The 23,351-nt window shown below is 34.9% G+C and carries 16 protein-coding genes; 13 read left to right on the top strand and 3 right to left on the bottom strand.

Translation table 11 applies throughout. The annotated features are described in order from the left end of the window. Positions 1 to 205: 205 nt before the first annotated feature. A complete protein-coding gene (locus QL232_RS20795; protein ID WP_168884890.1) occupies positions 206 to 1,288 on the top strand; it encodes a complex I subunit 1 family protein in 1,083 nt (360 codons plus the stop codon). On the opposite strand, the gene QL232_RS20790 is transcribed toward QL232_RS20795, so the two are convergent. Then, positions 1,285 to 1,878, bottom strand: a complete 594-nt coding sequence (locus QL232_RS20790) for a hypothetical protein (RefSeq protein WP_281615618.1) — start codon at positions 1,876 to 1,878, stop codon at positions 1,285 to 1,287. The two genes, QL232_RS20795 and QL232_RS20790, sit on opposite strands and share 4 nt — an antisense overlap. Positions 1,879 to 2,056: 178 nt before the next feature. Here QL232_RS20790 and QL232_RS20785 point away from each other — a divergent pair, with 178 nt between their 5' ends. The 3 genes from QL232_RS20785 to QL232_RS20775 all read left to right on the top strand — a co-directional run bounded on the left by QL232_RS20785 (position 2,057) and on the right by QL232_RS20775 (position 6,895). Continuing rightward, positions 2,057 to 2,965: a hypothetical protein gene (locus QL232_RS20785; protein WP_168884888.1), complete on the top strand. Its 909-nt coding sequence runs from the start codon at positions 2,057 to 2,059 to the stop codon at positions 2,963 to 2,965. Between the two features lie 181 nt (positions 2,966 to 3,146). Next, positions 3,147 to 6,203 (top strand): ATP-binding cassette domain-containing protein, encoded by a 3,057-nt coding sequence (locus QL232_RS20780; RefSeq protein WP_281615617.1) that lies wholly within the window; start codon positions 3,147 to 3,149, stop codon positions 6,201 to 6,203. Between the two features lie 122 nt (positions 6,204 to 6,325). Then, positions 6,326 to 6,895, top strand: coding sequence for a chalcone isomerase family protein (locus QL232_RS20775; protein ID WP_168884886.1), 570 nt, complete (start codon positions 6,326 to 6,328; stop codon positions 6,893 to 6,895). 60 nt (positions 6,896 to 6,955) lie between these two features. On the opposite strand, the gene QL232_RS20770 is transcribed toward QL232_RS20775, so the two are convergent. After that, on the bottom strand, positions 6,956 to 7,366 hold the full coding sequence (locus QL232_RS20770) for a hypothetical protein (protein WP_281615616.1): 411 nt from the start codon (positions 7,364 to 7,366) through the stop codon (positions 6,956 to 6,958). A 215-nt stretch (positions 7,367 to 7,581) separates the two neighbouring features. Then, positions 7,582 to 8,328 (bottom strand): M15 family metallopeptidase, encoded by a 747-nt coding sequence (locus tag QL232_RS20765; protein ID WP_281615615.1) that lies wholly within the window; start codon positions 8,326 to 8,328, stop codon positions 7,582 to 7,584. Between the two features lie 25 nt (positions 8,329 to 8,353). On the opposite strand from QL232_RS20765, the gene speD reads away from it, so the two are divergent. From speD to QL232_RS20720, 9 genes are all read left to right on the top strand, one after another. Next, on the top strand, positions 8,354 to 8,755 hold the full coding sequence (speD, locus tag QL232_RS20760) for an adenosylmethionine decarboxylase (protein ID WP_281615614.1): 402 nt from the start codon (positions 8,354 to 8,356) through the stop codon (positions 8,753 to 8,755). A 102-nt stretch (positions 8,756 to 8,857) separates the two neighbouring features. Then, positions 8,858 to 9,751: a 4-hydroxy-3-methylbut-2-enyl diphosphate reductase gene (locus QL232_RS20755; protein ID WP_168884882.1), complete on the top strand. Its 894-nt coding sequence runs from the start codon at positions 8,858 to 8,860 to the stop codon at positions 9,749 to 9,751. Positions 9,752 to 9,962: 211 nt separating this feature from the next. Next, positions 9,963 to 10,751: a DeoR/GlpR family DNA-binding transcription regulator gene (locus tag QL232_RS20750; RefSeq protein ID WP_168884881.1), complete on the top strand. Its 789-nt coding sequence runs from the start codon at positions 9,963 to 9,965 to the stop codon at positions 10,749 to 10,751. A gap of 360 nt (positions 10,752 to 11,111) precedes the next feature. Continuing rightward, entirely contained in the window at positions 11,112 to 14,195 is a 3,084-nt protein-coding gene (locus tag QL232_RS20745; RefSeq protein WP_281615613.1) for a SusC/RagA family TonB-linked outer membrane protein, read from the top strand. A 17-nt stretch (positions 14,196 to 14,212) separates the two neighbouring features. Beyond that, positions 14,213 to 16,102 carry a SusD/RagB family nutrient-binding outer membrane lipoprotein gene (locus QL232_RS20740; protein WP_281615612.1) on the top strand — a complete coding sequence of 630 codons (1,890 nt, stop codon included), beginning with the start codon at positions 14,213 to 14,215 and terminating at the stop codon, positions 16,100 to 16,102. Positions 16,103 to 16,378: 276 nt separating this feature from the next. Then, positions 16,379 to 18,631, top strand: a complete 2,253-nt coding sequence (locus QL232_RS20735) for a GH92 family glycosyl hydrolase (RefSeq protein ID WP_281615611.1) — start codon at positions 16,379 to 16,381, stop codon at positions 18,629 to 18,631. A 50-nt stretch (positions 18,632 to 18,681) separates the two neighbouring features. Then, on the top strand, positions 18,682 to 19,425 hold the full coding sequence (locus QL232_RS20730; RefSeq protein WP_168884877.1) for a copper homeostasis protein CutC: 744 nt from the start codon (positions 18,682 to 18,684) through the stop codon (positions 19,423 to 19,425). 41 nt (positions 19,426 to 19,466) lie between these two features. Then, complete coding sequence (locus QL232_RS20725; RefSeq protein WP_281615610.1) at positions 19,467 to 20,708, top strand: PNGase F N-terminal domain-containing protein; 1,242 nt, start codon at positions 19,467 to 19,469, stop codon at positions 20,706 to 20,708. Positions 20,709 to 20,758: 50 nt separating this feature from the next. After that, positions 20,759 to 23,347: a glycoside hydrolase family 2 protein gene (locus tag QL232_RS20720; RefSeq protein WP_281615609.1), complete on the top strand. Its 2,589-nt coding sequence runs from the start codon at positions 20,759 to 20,761 to the stop codon at positions 23,345 to 23,347. Positions 23,348 to 23,351: the final 4 nt, after the last annotated feature.

Raw genomic sequence — 23,351 nt, 5'->3', positions numbered from 1 at the left:
TAAATAGAATCTTGAAATAGAATGATGTACCTTCAAATTGTTGAGGTATATATGCAAAATATCAAAAAGTATGTTTGAACAAAAGAATATGTCTTTACTTTTTTAAATCTTCATTAAAACCCTCTATTTATTATCACTTTTCTTTTTCTTTTAGGGATAATGTTGAGGATTGATTAAATTGCCACCTCATTTTTGAAAAGAAACTATGCTAGCACTTATTTTTTATCTTCCTTTCATTTTAGTATTTGCTCTTGTTGGAGTTTATGCAGAACGTAAAGTATCTGCATGGATGCAGGATAGAATGGGGCCTGTAAATGTTGGACCAAAAGGTCTATTACAAACATTGGCAGATATCCTTAAGCTAATGATGAAAGAGGATGTAATTCCGAAAGTTGCAGATAAGCCAATATTTAAAGTTGCACCCATCTTAATTTTTATGCCTGTATTCTCAGCATTTGCTGTAATGCCTTTTACCAATGGTATTTATGGGTCAGATTCTAACGTAGGTGTATTTTACATTCTCGCAATTTTATCTCTAGAAGTTTTAGGAATTATAGCTGCAGGTTGGTCTTCAAATAACAAATACTCATTGTATGGAGCAATGCGTTCTGCCGCACAGATGGTCTCTTATGAGGTGCCGTTAGGCTTAGCTGTATTGTGTGTGGTAATGACTGCACAGACTTTAAATACAGAAGTGATTTCTCTTCAACAGGGAATCCTATCTCCAGATACAAATTATCTTTTTGGAATAAAAGCCTTGGGTATTGATGTAACAGGACTTGGAGGTTTTCTGAATTGGAATATTTTCAGGAGCCCGTTCTTATTGGTAGCCTTCGTGATATTCTATATTTCATCTCTAGCGGAAGCGAATAGAGCACCTTTTGATTTACCAGAGGCTGAATCAGAAATTATTGCAGGTTATCATACCGAATACTCAGGGATGCGTTTTGCTTTTATGATGTTGGCAGAATATGGTGTAATGCTACTGGGCTGTGTGTTCGCAACGGTATTATTTTTAGGTTCTTGGAATACACCGTTTATTAATATAGGTCCCGTAAAATTAGCAGATTGGACTACTGGTGTAGCGGGAGAAATGTCAGGTTATCTTTGGGGATTTGTATGGTTAATGAGTAAAACCATCTTTCTTGTTTTTGTACAAATGTGGATTCGTTGGTCTTATCCTAGATTAAGAGTGGATCAGCTGATGTCCCTTTGTTGGAAATACCTTACTCCGGCAGGGTTAATACTTGTATTTATTACCGGAGTATGGCGTTTATTGATGATCTAAATTTCAAATAAGGTTTTTAGAGCCATCCATAAGTCTCTCTTTTTCTCTACATCCAAAAGAAGCTTGGTTAAACTATCGGCCGCAACCGCAGGTTTTCCATCAATCTCTGTAGGGACATATTTAGGTACAGACTCACTGGATAGTGGACTCTCGTTCTTATTGATAAAATATAAATAATATTGAGGAGACAACTTTTCTGTTAATTTAGGAAGGTTGTCTTTTTGTTCTAAAACATTGATAACAGCTACTTCTTGTAGTGTTAACTGTAGTGCACCAATTATTTTTAATAGAAGTTGAAATTCTTTACTTCTAAATATATCCACACCGCTATGCTCAATGAAAATAGTGATATGTCGCTTATTCTCACCATAATAATCAGTAGGTAATTGTTTCTTAATTGCCTTTTTGATAGGTGTAGCAACAACAGGAGTAGGTGATGTTTCCTTCTCCTTTATCTCTTGTTCATCTCCTGTTGTGTTTAGTTGATCTAACTCTTCTTCAGGAATTTCTATATCCTCTAATTCTTCAGGGAAGAGGTATAGTGTATCGAACATCTGTGATAAAAATCCTAATTCATTTTCTTTATCCATAACCTCAAAGGTAAAGAATTTTCTAATTTATTAGGTTGAAATATTCTGTAAGAATTAATCCCGCCTTCCTAATATTTATATAATATTACCTAAAATCTTTCCTATTTTTTTTGATATATAATATTTACAATTATTTTTGGTCTGAAATTTTTTAGAAACCTAATCGAAAAATTAGATTATGACTTTTAGTGCTCAATTAAAGCAGGTTGGAAAGATCGCGTTGGCATGTGGTTTAGCTACTACAATGGTGGCATGTGGCGGTGCTTCTGATTCGTCAAAAAAAGAAGAAGCAAAAAAGGAAATCGCAGCACAAAAAGCGGCTTCTGCAGATTTTAATATCATCTTAAATAATGCTCCAGACCCAACTTCTATTCCAGTATTATTAGAAAGAAGCGGTGCTGAATTCGATGCATCTTTACTGAACTCAAAAGATAAAGTAAAATCATATACATTATCAGAAGCAGCATCAGCTTTAAACTTTGGTGTTTATATTTCTGATATCGCATACCTTTCAGCTTCTAATAAATCACAAGAAGCCATTGATTACTTCACAACTGCTAAGCAGTTATCAGATAAGTTAGGTGTTTCACAAGCAATGGGTAAAGATGTAAGTGAAAAACTTGAAGCAGCTTTATCTGATAAAGATGCAATGTTGAAAGTAATTTCTGACTCTGAAGGTAAAGTAAAAGCATTCTTAAACACAAACTCTCAATACGATGTTGCAGCGTTGATCATTACAGGTTCAACTCTTGAAGCATTACACGTATCTTGTGGTTTAGTGAAAAATGCTCCAAAGGATCTTCCTGCTGAAGCTAGAAATGCTGTATTAGTAGACTTAATGACTGCTATTGCTAAGCAAGAAGCTTCTGTAGACGCTATCGTTTCTATTCTTACTCCATTAAAAGACGGAAATGAAAATGCTAAGATCTATTTTGATGAATTCAAAAAATTACAAGATCAATACAAAGCATTAAACTTTGCTGAGAAGTTATCATCTAATAAAGGTGGTTACCAATTAACAGCTGAAGATTTAAGCGGTATTACATCTGCTGTTGAGAAATTAAGATCACAAACTGTAAATATGTAATCTTAGATTATCACAATATATTCAAGGTCCTGTGTTTGAAACACAGGACTTTTTTTGTTTCTTTACTCTAACAATCTTTCATCACAAGTCAATAATTATTGATATGTGACCGGTAATTTACATATACTACAATTACTCAGATATTAGTTGCAGACTAGTATTGTGACAAAGTTTCTAATTTATGAACGAAAAAGTATTAAAATCTCTGACACAGCTGTTTGCGATAATGGCTTGTGCAGATGGCTCTATTGATGAAGCCTTAGAGATTTTAGAAGAATACCTTAAATATACCCTACACGAAAGCAACATCAATAAGTATGTTGAAATCTTTGAGAGACAGGCAAGGATAAATACAGATGATGCAATGCTTAGAGAAATTGCACATGATGCCGCAGCTGAACTAACACTACGTCAAAGAATTGTAACGGTAATAGAATTATTAGAATTGGCCTATGTAAACGACGTCTTCTCTGAGGAGGAACAACGTATTATGAGGATCATTTGTGACGCTTTCAATATTGAGTTTGATAGGCTGAACAGAATGCAGCAATTCTTAACGACTAACGATATTACGGAGTTAGCGCAAATTAAAAACTGTCTTACGATCTCCAATTCCAAAGAGGGGTATGGAGGGAAAAGACACCTATATAAAGCAAATATCAATATTCCTCTTTCTGTACTTTATATGCCATTGGCTAGAATGTACTTTGTGAAAACCACAAAAGAGACTCATGCTTATGTACTGAATGGGGAAAGAATGGAACTCGATAGGTGTTACCCTCTTGATGTTGGTGGTGTAATTCGAATCAATGGTCAATTGGGAGCCAATTTGTATCACTCTGAAATTTCAGCTGTTTTTGTTGGCAGTGAAACTGGTGATCCTATCTCATTTGAAGCAAAAAATATAGATTACTTCTTCGGGAAGAAACAAGGTCTTCATGATATTAATATTAATGAAGAAGGGGGAAATATGGTAGCGCTGATGGGAGCTAGTGGTTCCGGAAAATCAACTCTTTTAAATGTTCTTAATGGAACAAATAAACCAAAGAATGGTGAAGTATTAATCAATGGCATTGATATCCATAAAAAACCTGAGCAAGTAAAAGGTGTTATAGGTTATGTCCCTCAAGATGATTTGTTGATTGAGGAATTGACCGTTTATGAAAACCTTTACTTTGCAGCTAAACTTAGTTTTGCAAAATCTACCCCTGAGGAAGTAGATAAGATCATTATGCGAACCATTGAAAATCTCGGTTTGTATAGTGTGAAGGACCTTAAAGTGGGGAATCCGCTTGAAAAAACCATCAGTGGAGGGCAGAGGAAGCGTCTGAATATAGGCCTTGAATTACTTAGAGAGCCGTCTATTCTATTTGTTGATGAACCAACATCTGGTTTATCATCACAAGATTCGGAAAATGTAATTGACTTATTGAGACAACTGACCTATAGTGGAAAGTTGATCTTTGTCGTAATTCATCAGCCCTCATCCGACATCTATAAAATGTTTGATAAGTTATTGGTCTTGGATGTTGGTGGTTATCCGGTGTATTATGGTAACCCTATTACTGCAGTCTCTTATTTTAAAGGTGAGGCCAATTACGCCGATACAGAAAGTGAATGTCAGAAATGTGGTAATGTTGATTCAGAACAGGTCTTTGAGATCATCGAATCGAAAGTATTAGACGAATATGGTCGTCGTACAAGAAAAAGAAAGTGGAAACCAGAATTCTGGTCCGAGAAATATAAAGAGAGTATTGATATTCCAGTGATAGAAACGGTCACTACAAAACCGAAGAATGTACTGGAGATCCCTTCAAAACTGAAACAGTTCAAAATCTTTGTCCTAAGAGACTTAAATACAAAGTTCAACAATAAGCAATATATGATGGTGAACTTGATTCAAGCACCATTCTTGGCTTTGATGTTGTCTCTGATCGTGTATTTCTATCATTTCGATGAGTTGAAAAGAAGGGCGGAATATATTTTTAGAGAGAACATGAATATGCCATCTTATATTTTTATGGCAGTTATTGTTGCTCTTTTCTTAGGTCTTATGATAAGTGCCGAAGAACTCATAAAAGATAGAAAGATACGGAAACGGGAAGTTTATCTTTCGTTGAGTAATCAAGCATACCTATATTCTAAAGTAGCCATTTTATCAGGGATGTCAGCGATACAAATTTTGGTTTTTGTATTGATTGGTAATACAATTATGGGAATCCAAGGCTTGTATTTAGAGTATTTCTTGATGTTGTTTTCGACAGCCTGTGTTGCCAACATGATAGGTCTTAATGTCTCAAGTGCATTTAAATCGGTAGTAACAGTTTATATCTTGATTCCGATTTTACTTATACCACAGTTGTTATTAGGAGGTGTGGTTGTACAGTATGAGAATATTAATCCAATCTTTAAAAATACGAACGGAACAGTTCCTTTAGTAGGAGAGTTTATGGCTTCTAGATGGGCTTTTGAAGGGTTAATGGTGGAGCAATTTTCGGGGAATAGGTATGAAAGAAACTTCTTCGAGTTGGATACAGAAATCTATAAGGCAGATTACTTAAGAACATATTATTACCCAACGCTTATTAGTAAGTTGGAAGAAGTGAAAATCTATCTAAATGATCCTGATGATATAAAGGTTTCTACGGAGACTTATATTGATAATGTTGAATTAATCAGAAATGAAGTATTAAATACGGTTGATTGGGGAGAACTTGAGATGGAACCCATTGTATTGAATAGTAATACTGAAAAGTTTTCTAAGGCAATAGTCAGTCAGTTGTATTCAACTTTCAAAGATGCTAGACAGCATTACAATATGGTGTACATCTATTGGAAAAAAAGAAAAGAAGCAAAAATTCAGGAGCTTTTAAAAACTTATGGTAAAGAAAAGTATTTGCATTATAAAGATGTATATACCAATGATAGAATTTCTGAATTTGTGACCAATGTACTTACAGAGAAAAGAATTGTTGAGTATGGACATAAATTAATTCAGCAAATTTATCCTATATATAATTACCCAACAGAGAACGAAAACTTCCTAGATTTTAGAACTCACTTCTTTGCTCCGAAGAAGTATTTTATGGGGGGATTTTACAATACCTTCTGGTTTAATATTGTTGTCCTTTGGGGAATGTTTGCTCTATTGTTTTTAGCACTGTATTATCGTTTACTTGCTAGATTTATTTACTGGGTTGAGATTAAATTTGCAGATAAAGACAATATTCGAGCATAAAAATTCACTTATTGTGAATGTGTATTCATAAATTATTATTATAATTAAAGGTTGTAATTGAATTTAAAGAACATTTTAATGAAGATTACAACTCCTATTTATTTTATTTACTAAATATAAGCATGAAGAAAGTACTATATACTATCATAGTAATGATTGCCTCAATCATTTCAGTAAACGCACAAACTACTACGGTTTCAGATGTAACTCTAGAAAACAAAGTTGAGATCAATGGTTTATCTCTTGACCTTAATGGAGCAGGGGTACGTTCTAAGTATTTCCTTTCATTATATGTAGGTAGTTTATACTTACCGAAGAAATCGACAGATGCTAACGAAGTGCTTTATAACACTGACAATAAGATGATCCAATTGGACATTATCTCTAGCCTAATTTCTAAAGAGAAAATGGAAGAGACAATCAAAGAAGGATTCAAAAACTCAATGAATGGAGATACTTCTTCATTACAATCAGAAATCGATAGTTTTATCGCAGTATTTTCAGATGAAGTAGAAGTAGGTGATAAATTCCAATTTGTAGACAAAGGAACTATTCTAAAAGCTTACAAAAATGGCAAAGAGTTAACGACAATCAAGAACGAAGAATTCCAAAAAGTTTTATTCGGTATTTGGTTAGGAAATAAGCCAGCGGATAAGAAACTTAAAAATAAAATGTTAGGTAAAGCGAACTAATCACTAGTCCTAATTGATAAAAAAGCCATGTAGCAAAAATTGTTACATGGCTTTTTTGTTTTAGATCTTATTTAAATGTTGTTGTTCAAGGAACATATCCAGGTTTTTCCTCTGTCGGAAAGTTTGAATATGATTCATAGATGGTAATGAGGCAATTTCATCACAAGATCTTAATAACTTCTGATTTAATTGGTTATTAGGATCTAAAACTAAAGTTGTGTGAAACTCTTTTTTCAGGTCAAACTGTAATAAATCAAAGGCATACCACTCATTGTAACCGGACCATAAGAAATCTAGTTCTGATCGGTCTGAAATATAAAATGAAATACCGTTGGCTTCTTGTAATTCAATAATTGCTTGTACAACTTCTTGAATTGGTTGACTGTTTAACTGGTTTTTCCAATGGCAAACAATGCTGTCAGTCGCAATGTCCCATTGTACAACGGCCGCGTCATTTTTAAATATTATCATGTTGAAAGCATGGGTTGTAAGAAAACTATTCATTTAGGACGTTAAATCCATCACTTAGATTAATACAAATCAGTTACGTTACTAGAATAAACATATTAAAATTTCGATTAAATGGATTTGTAATTCAAGGCCATCAATGATGTCCATAAATCATATTTTCAATATAGGGTAAAACTTTGTTAATAAGTATATTACAGTAATTTTTTAAGTGAAATTTAATTTTTTTGACAGCTAAAAGGAAAATTAGAGACACCAAAACGAACGGATTGGTAAGAATAATGCCACCATTCAGTACTTGTAGGGCCAAATCCATACTTCCACATAGTTTTAGCTAATAATTTTCTGTGATGTAATACATCTTTAGATAAATTTTCGTAAGCAGGCCACGCTTTCTTGCCAAAGTAATCGTAGGGTGTACCCATTTCGATTTGGTTGCCATCAAGATCACAAAGCGTTAAGTCAACAGCAAGACCTCGGTTATGCCATGATCCAATTCTTGGGTCTGCTACATATCTTCTATCTGGATATACTTTCCACATTTTCCATTGTACAGATAAAGGTCGGTAGCAATCAAATAATTTAATTCTATAACCTTTTTTAATGAGTTCTTGTTGTACCTTTACTAATTGTAAGGCGACCACTTTACGAAGCATTGCTTTTGGGCAATCATACAATACTGTTTTAGTAAAGTTATTAGTTGTTGCATATCGAATATCAAGTACAAAAAGGCTGTCCAATCGGTCTAATTCTACAAACGAAGAGTCAGGCCAAGGTTGAATCTCTTTAAGATATTTGCTTTGTGCCAACTTTTTATCAACTATAGCGTGTATAATATTATCGATGCTTTTGTTTAAAGTTGGAGCTTGGAGGGTTTCTGTTTTAACTAAATTGATCTCAGAACTTGATGAGGTAGAACAACTAAAAATCCCGCAGACAAATAAAAGTAGAAGATATCTGAACATACAGACAATTTTTGTTTATTGTTATATGAGTTTTTATAAAGGAGAGGAAATTTTTCTAGGGAAACAACTTTTAGGTGAATTGTATTCATGTGACCATGGTGCTTTAAATGATCCTCAGAAAATGAAGGAGATTATGGAGGCGGCAGCGATTACTGCTAATACTACCATTGTACAATCTGTTTTTCATCATTTTTCTCCTCATGGTGTTTCAGGAGTTGTTGTAATTCAAGAAAGTCATTTTGCTGTACATACATGGCCAGAACATAATTTTGTGTCTGTAGATTTTTATACCTGTGGTGATACGGCATTTCCAGAAAAAGCAATGGAATATTTAGTACATGTTTTGGCACCTAATTCTTATGAATTAAAGGAGGTGAACCGGGGTGATCTTAAGAAAATAGACCAATTTGCTAAAAAAGAGATATAACAATTATATATAGGCAAATGTTGTAGTAGATACTGTTGCTACATTTTCATAATAAAATGTACTTTTGTATTGTATTAAAAATACCAAACGCACTAAAAAATAATGGAAGTTACAATCGATCAGAAATCTGGATATTGCTTTGGGGTTGAGTTTGCTATTCAAATGGCAGAAGAGGAGATGGACGAGTCAGGCAAGTTATATTGTTTGGGTGATATCGTTCATAATAGCATGGAAGTAAAAAGGTTAAGAGAAAAAGGTCTGATTGTTATCGATAAAGAAGATCTTAAAGATTTACGTGATTGTAAAGTCTTAATCAGAGCTCATGGCGAGCCACCAGAAACGTATAGAATCGCCATTGAAAATAATATCGAATTAATTGATGCATCTTGCCCTGTCGTTTTAAAACTACAGAACAGAGTAAAGAATGCTTATGATAAATCAGAAGAACAAGAAGGACAGTTAGTAATCTATGGAAAGCCAGGTCATGCTGAGGTAATTGGTTTGACAGGCCAAACAGGTGATAATTGTATTATTGTATCTTCAATTGAGGATTTAGAGAAAGTGGACTTTAATAAACCAGTAACTCTATTTTCTCAGACAACAAAAAGTACTAAAGGTTTTTATGAACTGAAGGCTGAAATTGAAAAAAGAATTGATGCAGCTCAAGGGGAAGAGAAACATAAAGACGAGTTCAATGCGAACGATAGTATTTGTAGACAAGTATCCAACAGAGAACCACAGATGGTTAAGTTCTCTGGTGAGAATGATGTGATCATTTTTGTTAGTGGTAAAAAATCTTCAAATGGTAGAGCATTGTATAACGTTTGTCTAAAACACAACCCAAGAAGCTACTTTGTAGAAAATGAAGATGAAATCGACTTATCATGGATCAATCCCGAGGATAATGTAGGTATCTCAGGAGCAACTTCTACACCAATGTGGCTAATGGAACAAGTGAAAACATATTTGGAGGAAAATGTGCATGCATCTGCATAAACTCTCATAGACTTCAGCAAAAAGCCTTAAATGAAATACCGTTTAAGGCTTTTTTGTTGGACATATCTAAGGAAATATAAAGAAAATAATAAATGTTTCAATCGTTAGCATTTGTTCGTAAATTTAGATATTGAATTTTTGCGTGTTTGTGCGTGTTCGTGTATGTTTGTTAAAGAGCATAGACCATATCACATATTAATTTTAAATCATTATGTTAAAAGAAGAGAGACATCAATATATCTTGGCAGAGATCAGAAAGAATAACAAAGTACTTTCATCTGAGCTTAGTCAACGTTTAAATGTTTCTGAGGATACTGTTCGTAGAGATTTGAGAGAATTATCAGATCTTGGCTCAATTCGTAGAGTTCATGGTGGTGCTGTGAAGCATCAAAATGAAATTAACTTAGAAGAACATTCTGAAGTTTCTTCTTATATTCCTTTTAGCTATGAGGACCGTGAGGTGTACAGCAAAGCAAAAAAGGAAATCATTGCTGAAAAAGCAATCTCAATGCTGAACGATGATTTTGTGATTCTTATTGATGGTGGTACGACTAACCTAGAGTTAGTAAAAAAATTACCGAAAGATTTTAAAGGAACCATTATCACCAATTGTCTTCCTATTGCATCCTCATTGGTAGGACACCGATTTGTTGATGTCTATTTCTTAGGTGGTAAAATCTTACCAAACGCATTAGTTACTGTAGGCTATTCTGTGATGAATGAGCTGAAAGAAATTAAAGCAGATGTGTGCTTTTTAGGTACCCGTAGTTTAGATACTTCAAGAGGAATTACGGATATCGATAGGGAAGAAGTGGAAGTGAAAAATGCAATGAGCAAGGCGGCAAACAAAGTAGTTTCAGTGGCTACATCTGATAAATTAAACACTGCACAACCATTTTTATGTGTTTCTGTAGATAAAGTAAATGTACTTATTACAGAATTAGATACCAACGAACCAATATTAAAGCCATTTAAGGACTTAGGAATGGAAATTATTTAAGAAAAAAGGCTATATTAGTTACCAAATTAAATTATCTAACCCAAAAATTATTATCGTATAACATATAATTTATTTCACTTACACCTATTTGAATAGGTATTGATATTATATTAAATAAAGCCATTTTAAGAATAAAAGCCTGTAACTAGGTGAAAGCTCAAAAATGAAACTATAGATCTTTCTCGTCATTCAGTTGGCTCCTCTGTCTATTAAATAAACTTTACTATCTCTTTTGTTGGAACTGGTAATAACCATTGATTTGAGGATGCCAATAACCATTTGAGTCAACAATATTAATTGTTGTTCTTATCTGGGTTAAAAAGTTTTTCAAAATCCAAAAACTATTCATTTTTCTACATCATGAAAAAACACTTACTCTTGTTATTAAGTGCTCTCTTTCTAATGCTTAATAACATTTATGCACAGGGCCGAACAGTATCGGGTACTGTGAAAGATGCTACAGACGATGCTCCTCTTCCAGGAGTGAATGTACTAATTAAAGGAACTTCTTCGGGTACAGTTACAGATTTAGATGGTAATTTCAATATTAATTTAGAAGACGGACAAAATGCGTTGGTTTTCTCATTTATTGGATATGCTTCTAAAGAAGTGGATGTCACAAACTCTACCAATATATCAGTAAAATTAGATGTTGATGCTGAAGAATTAGAAGAGGTTGTTGTGACGGCATTAGGTATCGAACGATCGGAAAGATCATTAGGGTATGCCATGTCAGAAGTTGATTCTGAGCAATTGGGTGACGCTGGATCTACTTCAAATGTAATGAACTCTCTTTCTGGAAAAGTAGCTGGTGTGCAGGTTGCTCCAGTGTCTGGAGCAGGGACATCCTCTAGGGTGGTAATCCGTGGTAATGCAGTCTTGAGCGGGAATAACCAACCTTTATATGTTGTTGATGGAGTACCGATATCAAATGAAACATTAAAAGATGGTGGTGATAGTGCTGACAATGGAGATGTAAATACTGGTGATGGACTTTCATCGATAAATCCTGAAGACATCGAATCAATGTCAGTGTTGAAAGGAGGTTCAGCCACAGCACTTTACGGATCGAGAGCGATCAATGGTGTAGTACTTATTACCACAAAATCAGGTAAAGGAAGTGACCGAGCAGGTTTAGATTTTAATACAGGTGTTACTTTTGATATGGTGGGTATCACACCAAAAGATCAAAAACAATATGCAATGGGTACGTTAGGTAACGAGCCTACTAACCCTAAAGCTCAAACTTCAATGTGGGGTCCTAAAATCACAGGACAGCGTTCTTCAGCTTATTATGATGGGGTAGAAAGAGTAGTTTCTGCTTTTGATAATTATAGGGATTTCTTTAAAACTGGTGTGACTTGGAATACCAATGTTGGTATATATAGAGCCAATGAAAATTCAAACATCCGTTTTTCGTATTCCAATATGGATAATAAAGGGATGGTGGATAACTCAACGTACAAAAGGAATACGTTTAACCTAAGAGGTTCTACTAAATTATTAAAGATTTTATCATTAGACTCAAAAATTACCTATGTCAACCAGAAAGCATTCAACAGAATGGAAATGGGTAATTCTGTGAATAACTATATGGGAATGATGGTTGCCTTGCCTACTACGATTGATCATAATTGGTTGAAAGATTATAAAACGGCAGATGGAAGACCAAAAGGTTATAACGATAAGGAGACTAACCCTTACTGGACTATGAATGAGGTAGTCAATCAAGATGAGTTGAATAGGGTGACTGGTATGGTAAGCTTAACTTTCGAGTTTACGGATTATCTAAAGCTATTAGCTAGGACAGGGGTTGACTACAATGCTTTACGTCAAGATGTTTTACAACCATTGTATACACCTTTCTACGAACAAGGTAGAGCATTCCAGAGAACAAACCTTTCAATGGAGAACAATTCAGATTTCTTATTGATGTTCAATAAGCAAGTCAATAATTTTGATATTACAGCCAATTTTGGTGGATCATACATGCATGATATTAGACAATATTCAGATGTTGGTTCATCAAACTTTAACTCTGTTGATTTCCAAAATCCAAAAGCAGGTTCTCAACTGTTTTCAGATTATTCGACATATGAAAGAGCAATCGCTTCCATCTATGGTACAGCATCTATTGGTTACAAAGGTTATTTATTCCTAGATGTCTCTGCTAGAAATGACTGGTCATCTACACTTCCTATCAATAACAATTCATTTTTCTACCCATCAGTAAGTGCTTCTTGGATTTTCTCAGATATGGACTGGGATACTCCAGAGTGGATGTCATTTGGTAAACTAAGGGCATCATGGGCACAAGTTGGGTCAGATACTGATCCGTATAGTTTGGCACTTCAATATTCATTGGATAACTGGAATCATAATGGAATTAATATAGGTAGAGTAGAAGGGAATAATATTCCAAATAGAACATTGAAGCCATCAATACAAACATCGTATGAAATAGGTTTAGACCTAAGATTCTTTGAAGACCGTTTTGGTTTTGATGTAGCATACTATAAATCATCTGCAGTGGATCAGATTCTAGGGGTTGATATCTCTAAAGGTTCTGGTTATGAACGAGCAATTATTAATGCGGGTCAGATTGATAATAGTGGTTGGGAGTTTATGTTCAACTATACACCAATTCAAAAGGATGACTTCTCTTGGGAGATGAATATTAACGCTGCTTACAACCAAAATGAAGTAGTCTCTTTGACAGAAGGTGTTGATTTCTTCCAATTGATTAGTATTGGTGGAGTATCAGTACAGGCAATTCCAGGGCAGCCATATGGTGCTATTGTAGGTTCTAAAGCCCTACGAGATGCTGATGGTAATTTAGTAGTTGATGATGCTGGAAGAGTCCAAAAGCAAGATGGTAATCATATCATTGGTAATGGAGTTCAACCTTGGATGGCAGGTTGGAGAAATACTTTAAATTATAAAAATCTATCTTTCTCTTTCCTAATTGATGGTAAATTCGGTGGTGATATTTACTCTAACACTGAAGCTTCAATGTATTCATTAGGTAAGCATGAAGAAACTCTAACAGGAAGAGATGATTATTATAGTGGAACAGGTTGGAATCCTGGTAATCTAGTAAATGTTGATGATCAAGGTACTTCTACACCTTATACAAATTCAGTAGACCCTGAACTTTATTATCCATCAATTGCAGGAATTAGCGAGTTCTTTATTTATGATGCATCATTTATTAAACTAAGAGAGATTACTCTTACTTATAAATTCTCTGACAATCTTATCGGTAACACTCCTATTAGAAACCTTTCTATTACAGGACATGCGTTTAACTTGGTTTATCTGTGGAAAAATACAGATAATATTGACCCTGAAAGCTCATTTACATCAAGAAATGGGCAGGGTATTGAGGTGTCAAACCTTACTATTCCAAGAACTTATGGAGTGAAATTAAGTGCTAACTTCTAATCTCAAATTTGATTAAAATGAACTTAAAAAGATATATATTAGGTACTGCTGTCGCTACTCTTTCCTTGATAGGATGTACCGAAAAGTTTGAGGAGATGAATACCAATCCTTGGACTTCAAATAACCTCGATGTACAACACCTAATGACTTTCTCTCAATTAAAGATGTTCTCTAATGGAGCCGAAGCATGGAGGGGAAATATTATTACATCAGGACCAATAGCTCAAAATACAGCTTGTCTATATACTACAGGTCAGGGTTTTGCTATTGATGATAGTCATACATCACCAACTTTTGATTTAATCTATGGAGATGTAACTAGAAATATAACAGATGCTGTGGATCGATTAACTAATGAAGGTAAAACGGCACAAGTAGCACAATTTACAATCATAAAAGTGGTAAACTTATTAAGAGCCACACAAATTTATGGAGATATACCCTATTCTGAAGCAGGTAAAGGTTTCTCAGAGTTTGTTTATTACCCAAAATATGATGCACAGGAAGATGCTTTAAAAGCAATGGTTTCAGATTTACAATCTGCCAGAGATGTATTAAGTAATGCAAGTACAGGAGATATTATCACATACGATCTTTATGATGCAGGAATCAGCGGCCCATCGAAATATGTGAAACTTGCCAACTCATTATTAATGAAGATTGGCTTGATGATGTCTGAAGCTGATCCATCAACTGGAGCAACTGTTTTTAATGATGGTTATAGCCATAGTGGTGGATATATTTCTAATTGGTCCGAGGCGGTATATGTTAGACACGTTTCTGATGGTGGACCTTGGGGTGAGCATGTTAATGGTACCGGAATAGCTGTTGAAGGTCAAGTAGGTGGTTTCTCATATACCTATTTATCAGAGTTGGCTTTAAAATCAATGCAAGACAATCAAGATCCAAGAATGTTTAGAGTCGTTTCTCATTTGGACTATACAGGAGGTATTAGCAAAGCAATGTCTGATACAACTCAATACACTAACTTTAATCCCTTCCTAAAAGCAGGAGATGAAGGTACTTTTGTAAAAGCACATTATAGAGGTGTACGTCTTGGAGATAATGGAGATGGAAATAGAGGAGTTTTCTTTAATGTTGAAAAAAATGGAGCTCAGCAAGCAGCTTACTGGGTGAATCAAAATTTAGCTGAGGATGCCCCTGATGATGATCCTTATCAGTTTAATAATGATGGGCAGTTTATTACCCTTGCTGGATTGAATCCTGCCACTTTTAATCAATTATCTCCGAGTATTGTTATTGGTGCAGATGAAGTTCAGTTTATGATCGCTGAAGCATCAACAATTCCTTCTTATGGAGTAGCAGATGCAAGTGCATTCCAAAGAGCTGTTGAATTCGCAATGTCAAAATATAATTCTCTGGATTTTCCAGGGGCAGATTATGAATCAATGTTTGTTGAATTGTATAAAAGACAAACAGATACAAATTATGACCACACAGCAGCCGTAACAGATTATGTGACCGCTGCAGTTGCAAGATATAATGCAGCAGCAGATAATGATGCAAGAAGAGATGTGGTGGTTTATGAGCAATGGATTTCATTACTTGGTGATGGTTATAACTCATTTGCTCTATGGAATAGAACACATTTACCATCGATTGTAGACTATGTGATTCCTGAAGCTGATAGAGATTATGATTTGCCTAAATACCCATCAGACCCACTTGTAGACCCATCAGTAGTACAAGATGGAATACAAGAAGTTCCATTACATAGAGGTGGCGTAACCAATTGGGTTAGACCAAGTAGATTTCCTTATCCAAATAGAGAGCTAAATGTTAATGCTGCAAATGCTAATGAGGCAATGCAGAGACAAAGAGGCGGGGTAGGAGAATCGACCAATTTTATTGCAATTAAACAGTGGTATAGTAACCAAAGTAATTAATAAAAAAGTATTGAAAGCGTAAAGTCTTGTAATTGAGTCTTTACGCTTTTTCTTTTTCAATTAGATTATACTGTTTTCACTCGGTTTGAAAGAAGAATTATTTGATTTTTCACTGTATTTACAAAAGTTATGACTTGATATGCATGTTTATGCGTGTTTTAATGCGTGATAATGACTGATATTTCTTATTTTTGCTGTAGAAAAAACACTTAACTAGTGTATTAACAACGATCTAAAATTATTAACACAGTGTCTATCAATTACTACTTAAAAAGAATGTCACTAATACTGGCCGCTGGTATTGTGAATATAGCGTGTACAAAAACTTCTCAAACCATAAATGAGACTAAAAATACCGAACGTTTAGTGGATTATGTTGATCCATTCATAGGTACGGGAGAACATGGTCATACATTTCCTGGTGCCACTTTACCATATGGGGGAGTACAATGTAGTCCTGTAAATGGAGTAAGTGGATGGGATTGGGTATCAGGATACCATATTTCCGATTCATTAATTATTGGTTTTGGTCATCAACACTTAAGCGGAACAGGAATAGGAGACCTTAATGATATCTTGATTTTACCAACAGATAAGAAATATAGATTAGACGCCAATATCCAAGATAGAAACCAATTAGGATACACAGAAAAATATTCTCACGATCAGGAAACTGCCAAGCCGGGTTACTATTCAGTGCTATTACAAAATAGTGGTATACAAGCAGAAGTAACTACAGGTTTACATACAGGTTTTCATCGTTGGACTTATCCAGAAAGTATTAAAGAACCGTCAGTTGTAATTAACTTAGGTTTTGCAGTCAATTGGGATGGAGTTCAGAAATCAGCATTAGAAAAGAAAAACGAAAATACAATAAAAGGTTATCGTCTTTCAAGTGGATGGGCAGAAGATCAGAGAGTGTATTTTGAGATGAAGTTCTCTTCAAAAATCAAAAATATTGAAGTTCAAAAAAGAGGAGAACGTTTAGTAGCTCAAATAATTTTTGATAAAGTTGATAATCAACAACAAGTGAATGCAGCTGTGGGTATTTCTTCAGCATCTTTAGAAGGAGCAGCAGCAGCAATCAATCAAGAAGCAAAAGCTTACGATTTTGATCAAAAAGTGAGAGCTGCGTCTGATATTTGGGAAAATGCTTTAAGTCAAATTAAGGTAACAACCAAAAATAAGAAGGAAAGAGAGATCTTCTATACTGCTTTATATCATACTAAAATTGCTCCTGTGACTCACTCAGATGCTATGGGAGAATATAAAGGAGCAGACCATAAATTACATCATGCGGACGGGTTTACTTATTACAGTACATTCTCTTTATGGGATACTTTTAGAGCGGTTCATCCATTAGCGACGATTGTAGAATCAGAAAAAAGAAATGCTGATTTCATTAATTCAATGTTAGCTCACTTTGACGAGACAGGTTTATTACCTGTATGGGCTTTAGCAGGTAATGAAACAAATTGTATGACTGGATATCATGCTATGCCTGTGTTAGCAGATGCTGTTTTGAAAAACATCAAAGGGGTTGATCCGAATAGAGTATTAGAAGCGATGGTGAAAACTTCAATGCAAGATGAAAGAGATCTTCAAGCGTATAAAAAATATGGTTTTATCCCTTCTGATAAAGGAAATGAATCAGTGACTAAGACATTAGAATATGCTTATGATGATTGGTGTATCGCACAAGTAGCTAAAAAAGTAGGTGATGAGAAAACCTATATGAAATACATGAAGCGTTCTGAAGCATACAAACCGTTGTTTGATAAAGAAACGGAATTTATGAGAGGGTTATCTACAAAAGGTAAATATAGATTGCCGTTTGATCCTGCTGAGGCAAATCATAGAGAAAATACAGATTACACGGAGGGAAATGCTTATCAACATTCATGGTTTGTATTACAGGATGTTCAAGGGTTAATTGATTTGTATCCTTCTAAAGAGGCTTTCCTTAAAAAATTAGATGAGTTGTTTACTGCATCATCTGAATTGACAGGTGCGAATGTATCTCCTGATATTACTGGTTTAATCGGTCAATATGCTCATGGTAACGAGCCATCACACCATATAGCGTATTTGTATAATTATGCCGGTGAGCCTTGGAAAACACAGGAGAAAGTAAGAGAAATTATGGATACCCAATACGATAATACACCTGAGGGTATTGCAGGAAATGAAGATTGTGGACAGATTTCAGCTTGGTATGTATTTAGTGCACTTGGTTTTTACCCTGTAAACCCAGCTCAAGGATTATACGTAGTTGGTTCTCCAATTTTTGAAGAAGCAACCATAAACACATCAAATGGTAAAACATTTACAGTAACTGCAAATAACGTTTCAGAGAAGAATAAATACATCCAATCGATCACATTGAATGGTGAAAAATTGGATAGATTATATATCACACACGAAGAGATAATGAATGGTGGGCAATTAGTTTTTGAAATGTCAGAAACTCCAAATAAAACTTTAGGAATAAATACACCTCCACCATCAAACATTGCTATTAATATCTAGTAAAACGAGGATGAAAAAAGAAGGGCAGGAGTAGTCCTGCCCAACCAATTATGAAAACGACTTTAGAAATTTGTGCTTATACGGTAGACTCTGCTATAGCCGCTGAAAAGGGTGGAGCAGATCGTGTAGAACTTTGTGGAGGAAGACTTGAAGGAGGAACAACTCCAAGCAAAGGCTGCATGATTACGGCTAGAAAAAAAGTGACTATTGATATCTTTCCCATTATACGACCAAGAGGTGGTGACTTCCTTTTCACAGATTTAGAATTTGAAGAAATGCTTGAAGATGTGAGAATGGCAAAGAAGCTAGGTATGGACGGTGTAGTGATTGGAGCACTTACTGCAGAAGGAAGAATTGATGTTGATAGGTGTAGACCCTTAGTTGAGGCAGCAAAACCTATGGGAGTAACTTTCCATAGAGCTTTTGATATGGCAAGAGACACAAAAGAAGCTTTAGAAGATTTGATTGCATTAGGTGTAGATAGAGTACTAACATCAGGACAAAAAATGACAGCACTTGAAGGGGTGAGTACTTTAAAAACATTGGTTGATCAATCTAATGGAAGAATTGAAATAATGGCAGGGAGTGGTGTTTTACCTTCCAATGTCAAAGAAATAATAGAAAAGTCGAATGTACATGCAGTGCATTCAAGTGCATCCATGACTATCAACAGTTTGATGCAGTTTAAAAACGACAAAGTAGCAATGAGCAAGGAAAACCTTGATGCTGAGTATCAAAGGAGTGTTACTTCTATGGATACCGTTGTAGCATTAAAGAGTCAATTACCTGCCTGATTTTATTATACAATTAGCAAAAAAACATCGTACGAATGATCATGAAAAACAACATTATTTCCTCTTTAATTTTGGCCATCTTAGTGATCGGGTGTGGACCAAAAGAAATCGCAAGTATCGGCGATAAGACTTATCATGTATTTGACAACGAACATCTGTATTTTGATCCTAACCTTACAAAAGATGGTATTAATGTAAGCGATACTCAACCTTTTTATATCGAATCTGGGAGAATTATGCTCCGTAAAATAAGTATTCCCAAATTTGAGAGAGAGACGAAGGTGAGTATTATCGTTGAGGAAACATCTGCAGGAGACCGTTGGGATAAGGCCGGGTCTGTTTTTGTAATGCCAGTGAATGGTGTAAATATGTTGAGTGTTGTTCAAGGTCAATTTACATTACAGCATTCTGAAGATGCAGAAAAGACAGATAACTTCCCAGGTATGGTGGCTGAGGGTGAATATCAACCCGCAGTTGAACTGATGCGTTTCATGACACCTTTTGGAGTAGGCTTCTATTCTGAAGATACAGTGAAGTACCCTAATAGAATGCCTGTATACATTGATGGTTGGGCCAAGAAAGCAAAATGGAAGCAAGACATTACGCATCTTTTGCCATTGTTAGAAGGTGAAGTATATGTTGGTGTTCATATCGATACTTGGACAAAAGAAGGTTATAATGTTGATGTGAAATTAAGATTTGATGAATCGGAGAATGCCTATGAACCAGCAAAAAAACGCTGGATCGCACCGGTATTGAACTCTGTGAGATATATTCCACCTCAAAGAGGTTGTGATAAATTCCAAAGAGCAGATATTGGAGCTAAAGTGAGCATTCCTAAAAACGCAAAATCTGTAAACTTAGGTTACATTACTACAGGTCATGGAGGCCATAGTGGTGGAGATGAGTTCGTACCGACGGAGAATATAATAAAGTTAGATGGAGAGGAATTATTTAAGTTTACTCCTTGGAGAACAGATTGTGCTTCTTTTAGAAGATTTAATCCAACATCTGGGGTTTGGTTAAAAACTAGAAATGTAGATTACATCGATTGGGAAGCTAAAAAATATAAGACTAAAAAAATTGAAGAGCCAGAAGCTTCATCAGATCTTTCAAGATCAAATTGGTGTCCTGGTTCTGACGTTCCACCAATGATTTTCCCTATGGAAAAGATTACTGGTGAACATGAAATTACAGTGAATATTCCAACAGCACAGAAACTTAAAGAAGATGAACAAAACTTCTGGTTTGTTTCTACTTATTTGTTTGGTGAGCTAGAGTAATATAAATATGCCCATGACAATATGTTATGGGCAGTTTTCTATCAAAAATCATGAACATAAAGACTTACTATCTATCACTAGTTGTATTCCTTGGATTGTTCAGTTGTACTGAGAACTGGGAAAGAAACACAACCACTAAACAACAATACCCCATTCAAGAAAATTGGGAATTTAAACAAGCTTCCAAAAGTAAGTGGTATAAAGCTACAGTACCTGGTGTGGTACATACTGATTTATTGGCAAACAAACTTATTGAAGATCCTTTTTACAGACAAAATGAAAAAGATTTACAATGGATTGAGGAAGAAGATTGGGTATACAAGACCAAGTTCGATCTTCCTGTAAACCTAGATAAACAACAATTTTCATTAAAGTTTGATGGCTTAGATACTTATGCAGATGTAACATTAAATGGAGAAAAAATTCTTTCTTCAGACAATATGTTTGTGGGGTATGAAAAAGAAGTAACTCGTTTACTTAAGCAAAAAGGGAATATACTTGAAGTGTATTTTCATTCTCCTATCAAAGTCACAAAACCCTTACGCGATCAAGCTGGCTTTGAATACCCAGCAGATAATGATGCAAGAGCAGAAAAGTTCAGTATTTATTCACGTAAAGCTCCCTATTCATTTGGTTGGGATTGGGGTCCAAGGTTTGTGACATCAGGTATTTGGAGAGACATCAATTTGGTGATATGGAACAATGCAAAAATTAATGATGTCCATATCGTTCAGCAATCATTAACAGACGAAAAGGCGACTTTATCTGCAAGTATTGAGGTGTATTCAGAAGTAGATACTGAAGCTAAAGTTAGATTGTCATCAGAGGAAACAACATTTTCGGGAGAAGCTAGATCAATCCAATTATCAAAAGGGATCAATAAAGTTTTCTTAGATGCAGAAGTATCAAATCCAGAAAAATGGTGGCCGAATGGCTTAGGTGAACAACGCCGTTATAACATTACAGCTCAAGTAATGGTGGAAGGACAGTTAGTAGATGAAAAATTGAATAAAATTGGATTTAGAACTGTAGAGTTAGTCAATGAACCAGATAGTCTAGGGGAAAGTTTCTATGTGAAAGTTAATGGCGAGCCAGTGTTTATGAAAGGGGTAAATTATATCCCACAAGATAGCTTTTTACCTTCTGTTACAAAGGATCGTTATGATTGGATGATTGAAAGCATGACGCAAGCACATATGAACATGGTGCGTATTTGGGGTGGAGGTATTTATGAAAGTGACTATTTCTACGACCAATGTGATGAAAAGGGATTATTGGTATGGCAAGACTTTATGTTTGCTTGTACAATGTATCCAGGAGATAAAGATTTCCTTCGTAAGGTTAAAGAAGAAGCTTCATACAATATCAAAAGATTAAGAAATAGACCTTCATTAGCATTATGGTGTGGTAATAATGAAGTTGGTGTTGCCTGGGATAATTGGGGTTGGCAAGATAGTTACAAATGGAGTCAAGACGTTCAAGATAAATTACAAGAGGATTATAAAAAGTTATTTGATGAATTACTTCCTAAAATGGTCAATTCATTAGATAAAGGCCGATTCTATTATCCTTCATCTCCAATATCAAATTGGGGTAAAATAGAAGATTTTTCTATTGGAGATAATCACTTCTGGGGGGTGTGGCATGGTAAATATCCTTTCGAAAGCTTTAAAGAATATGTTCCTCGATTTATGAGTGAATATGGGTTCCAATCATTCCCATCTTTTGAATCAATTAAGAAATTTACTGTAGAAGAAGACTGGGGGTTAGAAACAGAAGTGATGAATACCCATCAAAAAAGTTACACTGGTAACGGCTTGATTAAAGTATATATGGAACGTGACTTTAAAGTACCAGAAAACTTTGAAGACTTTGTTTATGTAGGGCAGTTACTACAAGCAGACGGTATGCGTCAGGGCTTTGAAGCTCACAGAAGTAATATGCCATATTGTATGGGGACATTGTACTGGCAATTAGATGATTGTTGGCCAGCTGCTTCATGGTCGTCAATAGATTATTATGGAGAGTGGAAGGCTCTACATTATACTGTAAAGCGATCTTTTGAGCCACAAATTATTGTTACAGATGTTGAGAACGATTCATTGAAAGTTGATTTTGTCAATGATCATTGGAAAGGAGATACTTCTAAATTAATTGTAGAGTTAAGGGATTTTAAAAAAGGGTTAATCTCTTCGAAATCAGTAGATTTTTCTGTTAAAAAGAATTCAAGTACTGAGATTGTTCATCAATCGTTGAAAGATTTCTTTGGGAAGAAATTCTCTTCGAATGATAAGAAAACTCATTATTTATTGTTGAAATCCGTAGGTGAAAACAAAGAAGTAAAAGCACTTAATTATGCTTTCTTTGTGAAGCCCAAAAATCAACAATTACCAAAAGCAAGCATTATATCATCAGTAGAAGATATTAATGGAGAGGTAACGATTAAGTTATCATCAGATGTTTTTGCTGAAAGTGTAGCTCTCACTTTAAATGGAAATGTAATTGCACATTTCTCTGATAACTACTTTCACTTAGATGCCGGAGTAGAGAAAGTGATTAAAGTAAGTAGAACTAAATTAACAGCAGCTGATATTAAAAGTCAGTTACAGATCAAGTGTTTAAATAATTTAGAAAACTAGAACC

It is taken from the genome of Flammeovirga sp. SubArs3, assembly GCF_947387565.1.
Classification (GTDB): Bacteria; Bacteroidota; Bacteroidia; order Cytophagales; family Flammeovirgaceae; genus Flammeovirga; species Flammeovirga agarivorans.
Note: the sequence above shows the minus strand (reverse complement) of the source record. Positions and strands in the feature narration are given on the sequence as shown.

Coding starts and splice junctions, on each gene's coding strand:
- QL232_RS20720 (WP_281615609.1), top strand. CDS start 20,759: ATGAACATAAAGACTTACTATCTATCACTAGTTGTATTCCTTGGATTG.
- QL232_RS20790 (WP_281615618.1), bottom strand. CDS start 1,878: ATGGATAAAGAAAATGAATTAGGATTTTTATCACAGATGTTCGATACA.
- QL232_RS20740 (WP_281615612.1), top strand. CDS start 14,213: ATGAACTTAAAAAGATATATATTAGGTACTGCTGTCGCTACTCTTTCC.
- QL232_RS20725 (WP_281615610.1), top strand. CDS start 19,467: ATGAAAAACAACATTATTTCCTCTTTAATTTTGGCCATCTTAGTGATC.
- QL232_RS20750 (WP_168884881.1), top strand. CDS start 9,963: ATGTTAAAAGAAGAGAGACATCAATATATCTTGGCAGAGATCAGAAAG.
- QL232_RS20770 (WP_281615616.1), bottom strand. CDS start 7,366: ATGATAATATTTAAAAATGACGCGGCCGTTGTACAATGGGACATTGCG.
- QL232_RS20775 (WP_168884886.1), top strand. CDS start 6,326: ATGAAGAAAGTACTATATACTATCATAGTAATGATTGCCTCAATCATT.
- QL232_RS20795 (WP_168884890.1), top strand. CDS start 206: ATGCTAGCACTTATTTTTTATCTTCCTTTCATTTTAGTATTTGCTCTT.
- QL232_RS20745 (WP_281615613.1), top strand. CDS start 11,112: ATGAAAAAACACTTACTCTTGTTATTAAGTGCTCTCTTTCTAATGCTT.
- QL232_RS20765 (WP_281615615.1), bottom strand. CDS start 8,328: ATGTTCAGATATCTTCTACTTTTATTTGTCTGCGGGATTTTTAGTTGT.
- QL232_RS20780 (WP_281615617.1), top strand. CDS start 3,147: ATGAACGAAAAAGTATTAAAATCTCTGACACAGCTGTTTGCGATAATG.
- QL232_RS20755 (WP_168884882.1), top strand. CDS start 8,858: ATGGAAGTTACAATCGATCAGAAATCTGGATATTGCTTTGGGGTTGAG.
- QL232_RS20735 (WP_281615611.1), top strand. CDS start 16,379: ATGTCACTAATACTGGCCGCTGGTATTGTGAATATAGCGTGTACAAAA.
- QL232_RS20785 (WP_168884888.1), top strand. CDS start 2,057: ATGACTTTTAGTGCTCAATTAAAGCAGGTTGGAAAGATCGCGTTGGCA.
- QL232_RS20730 (WP_168884877.1), top strand. CDS start 18,682: ATGAAAACGACTTTAGAAATTTGTGCTTATACGGTAGACTCTGCTATA.
- speD (WP_281615614.1), top strand. CDS start 8,354: ATGAGTTTTTATAAAGGAGAGGAAATTTTTCTAGGGAAACAACTTTTA.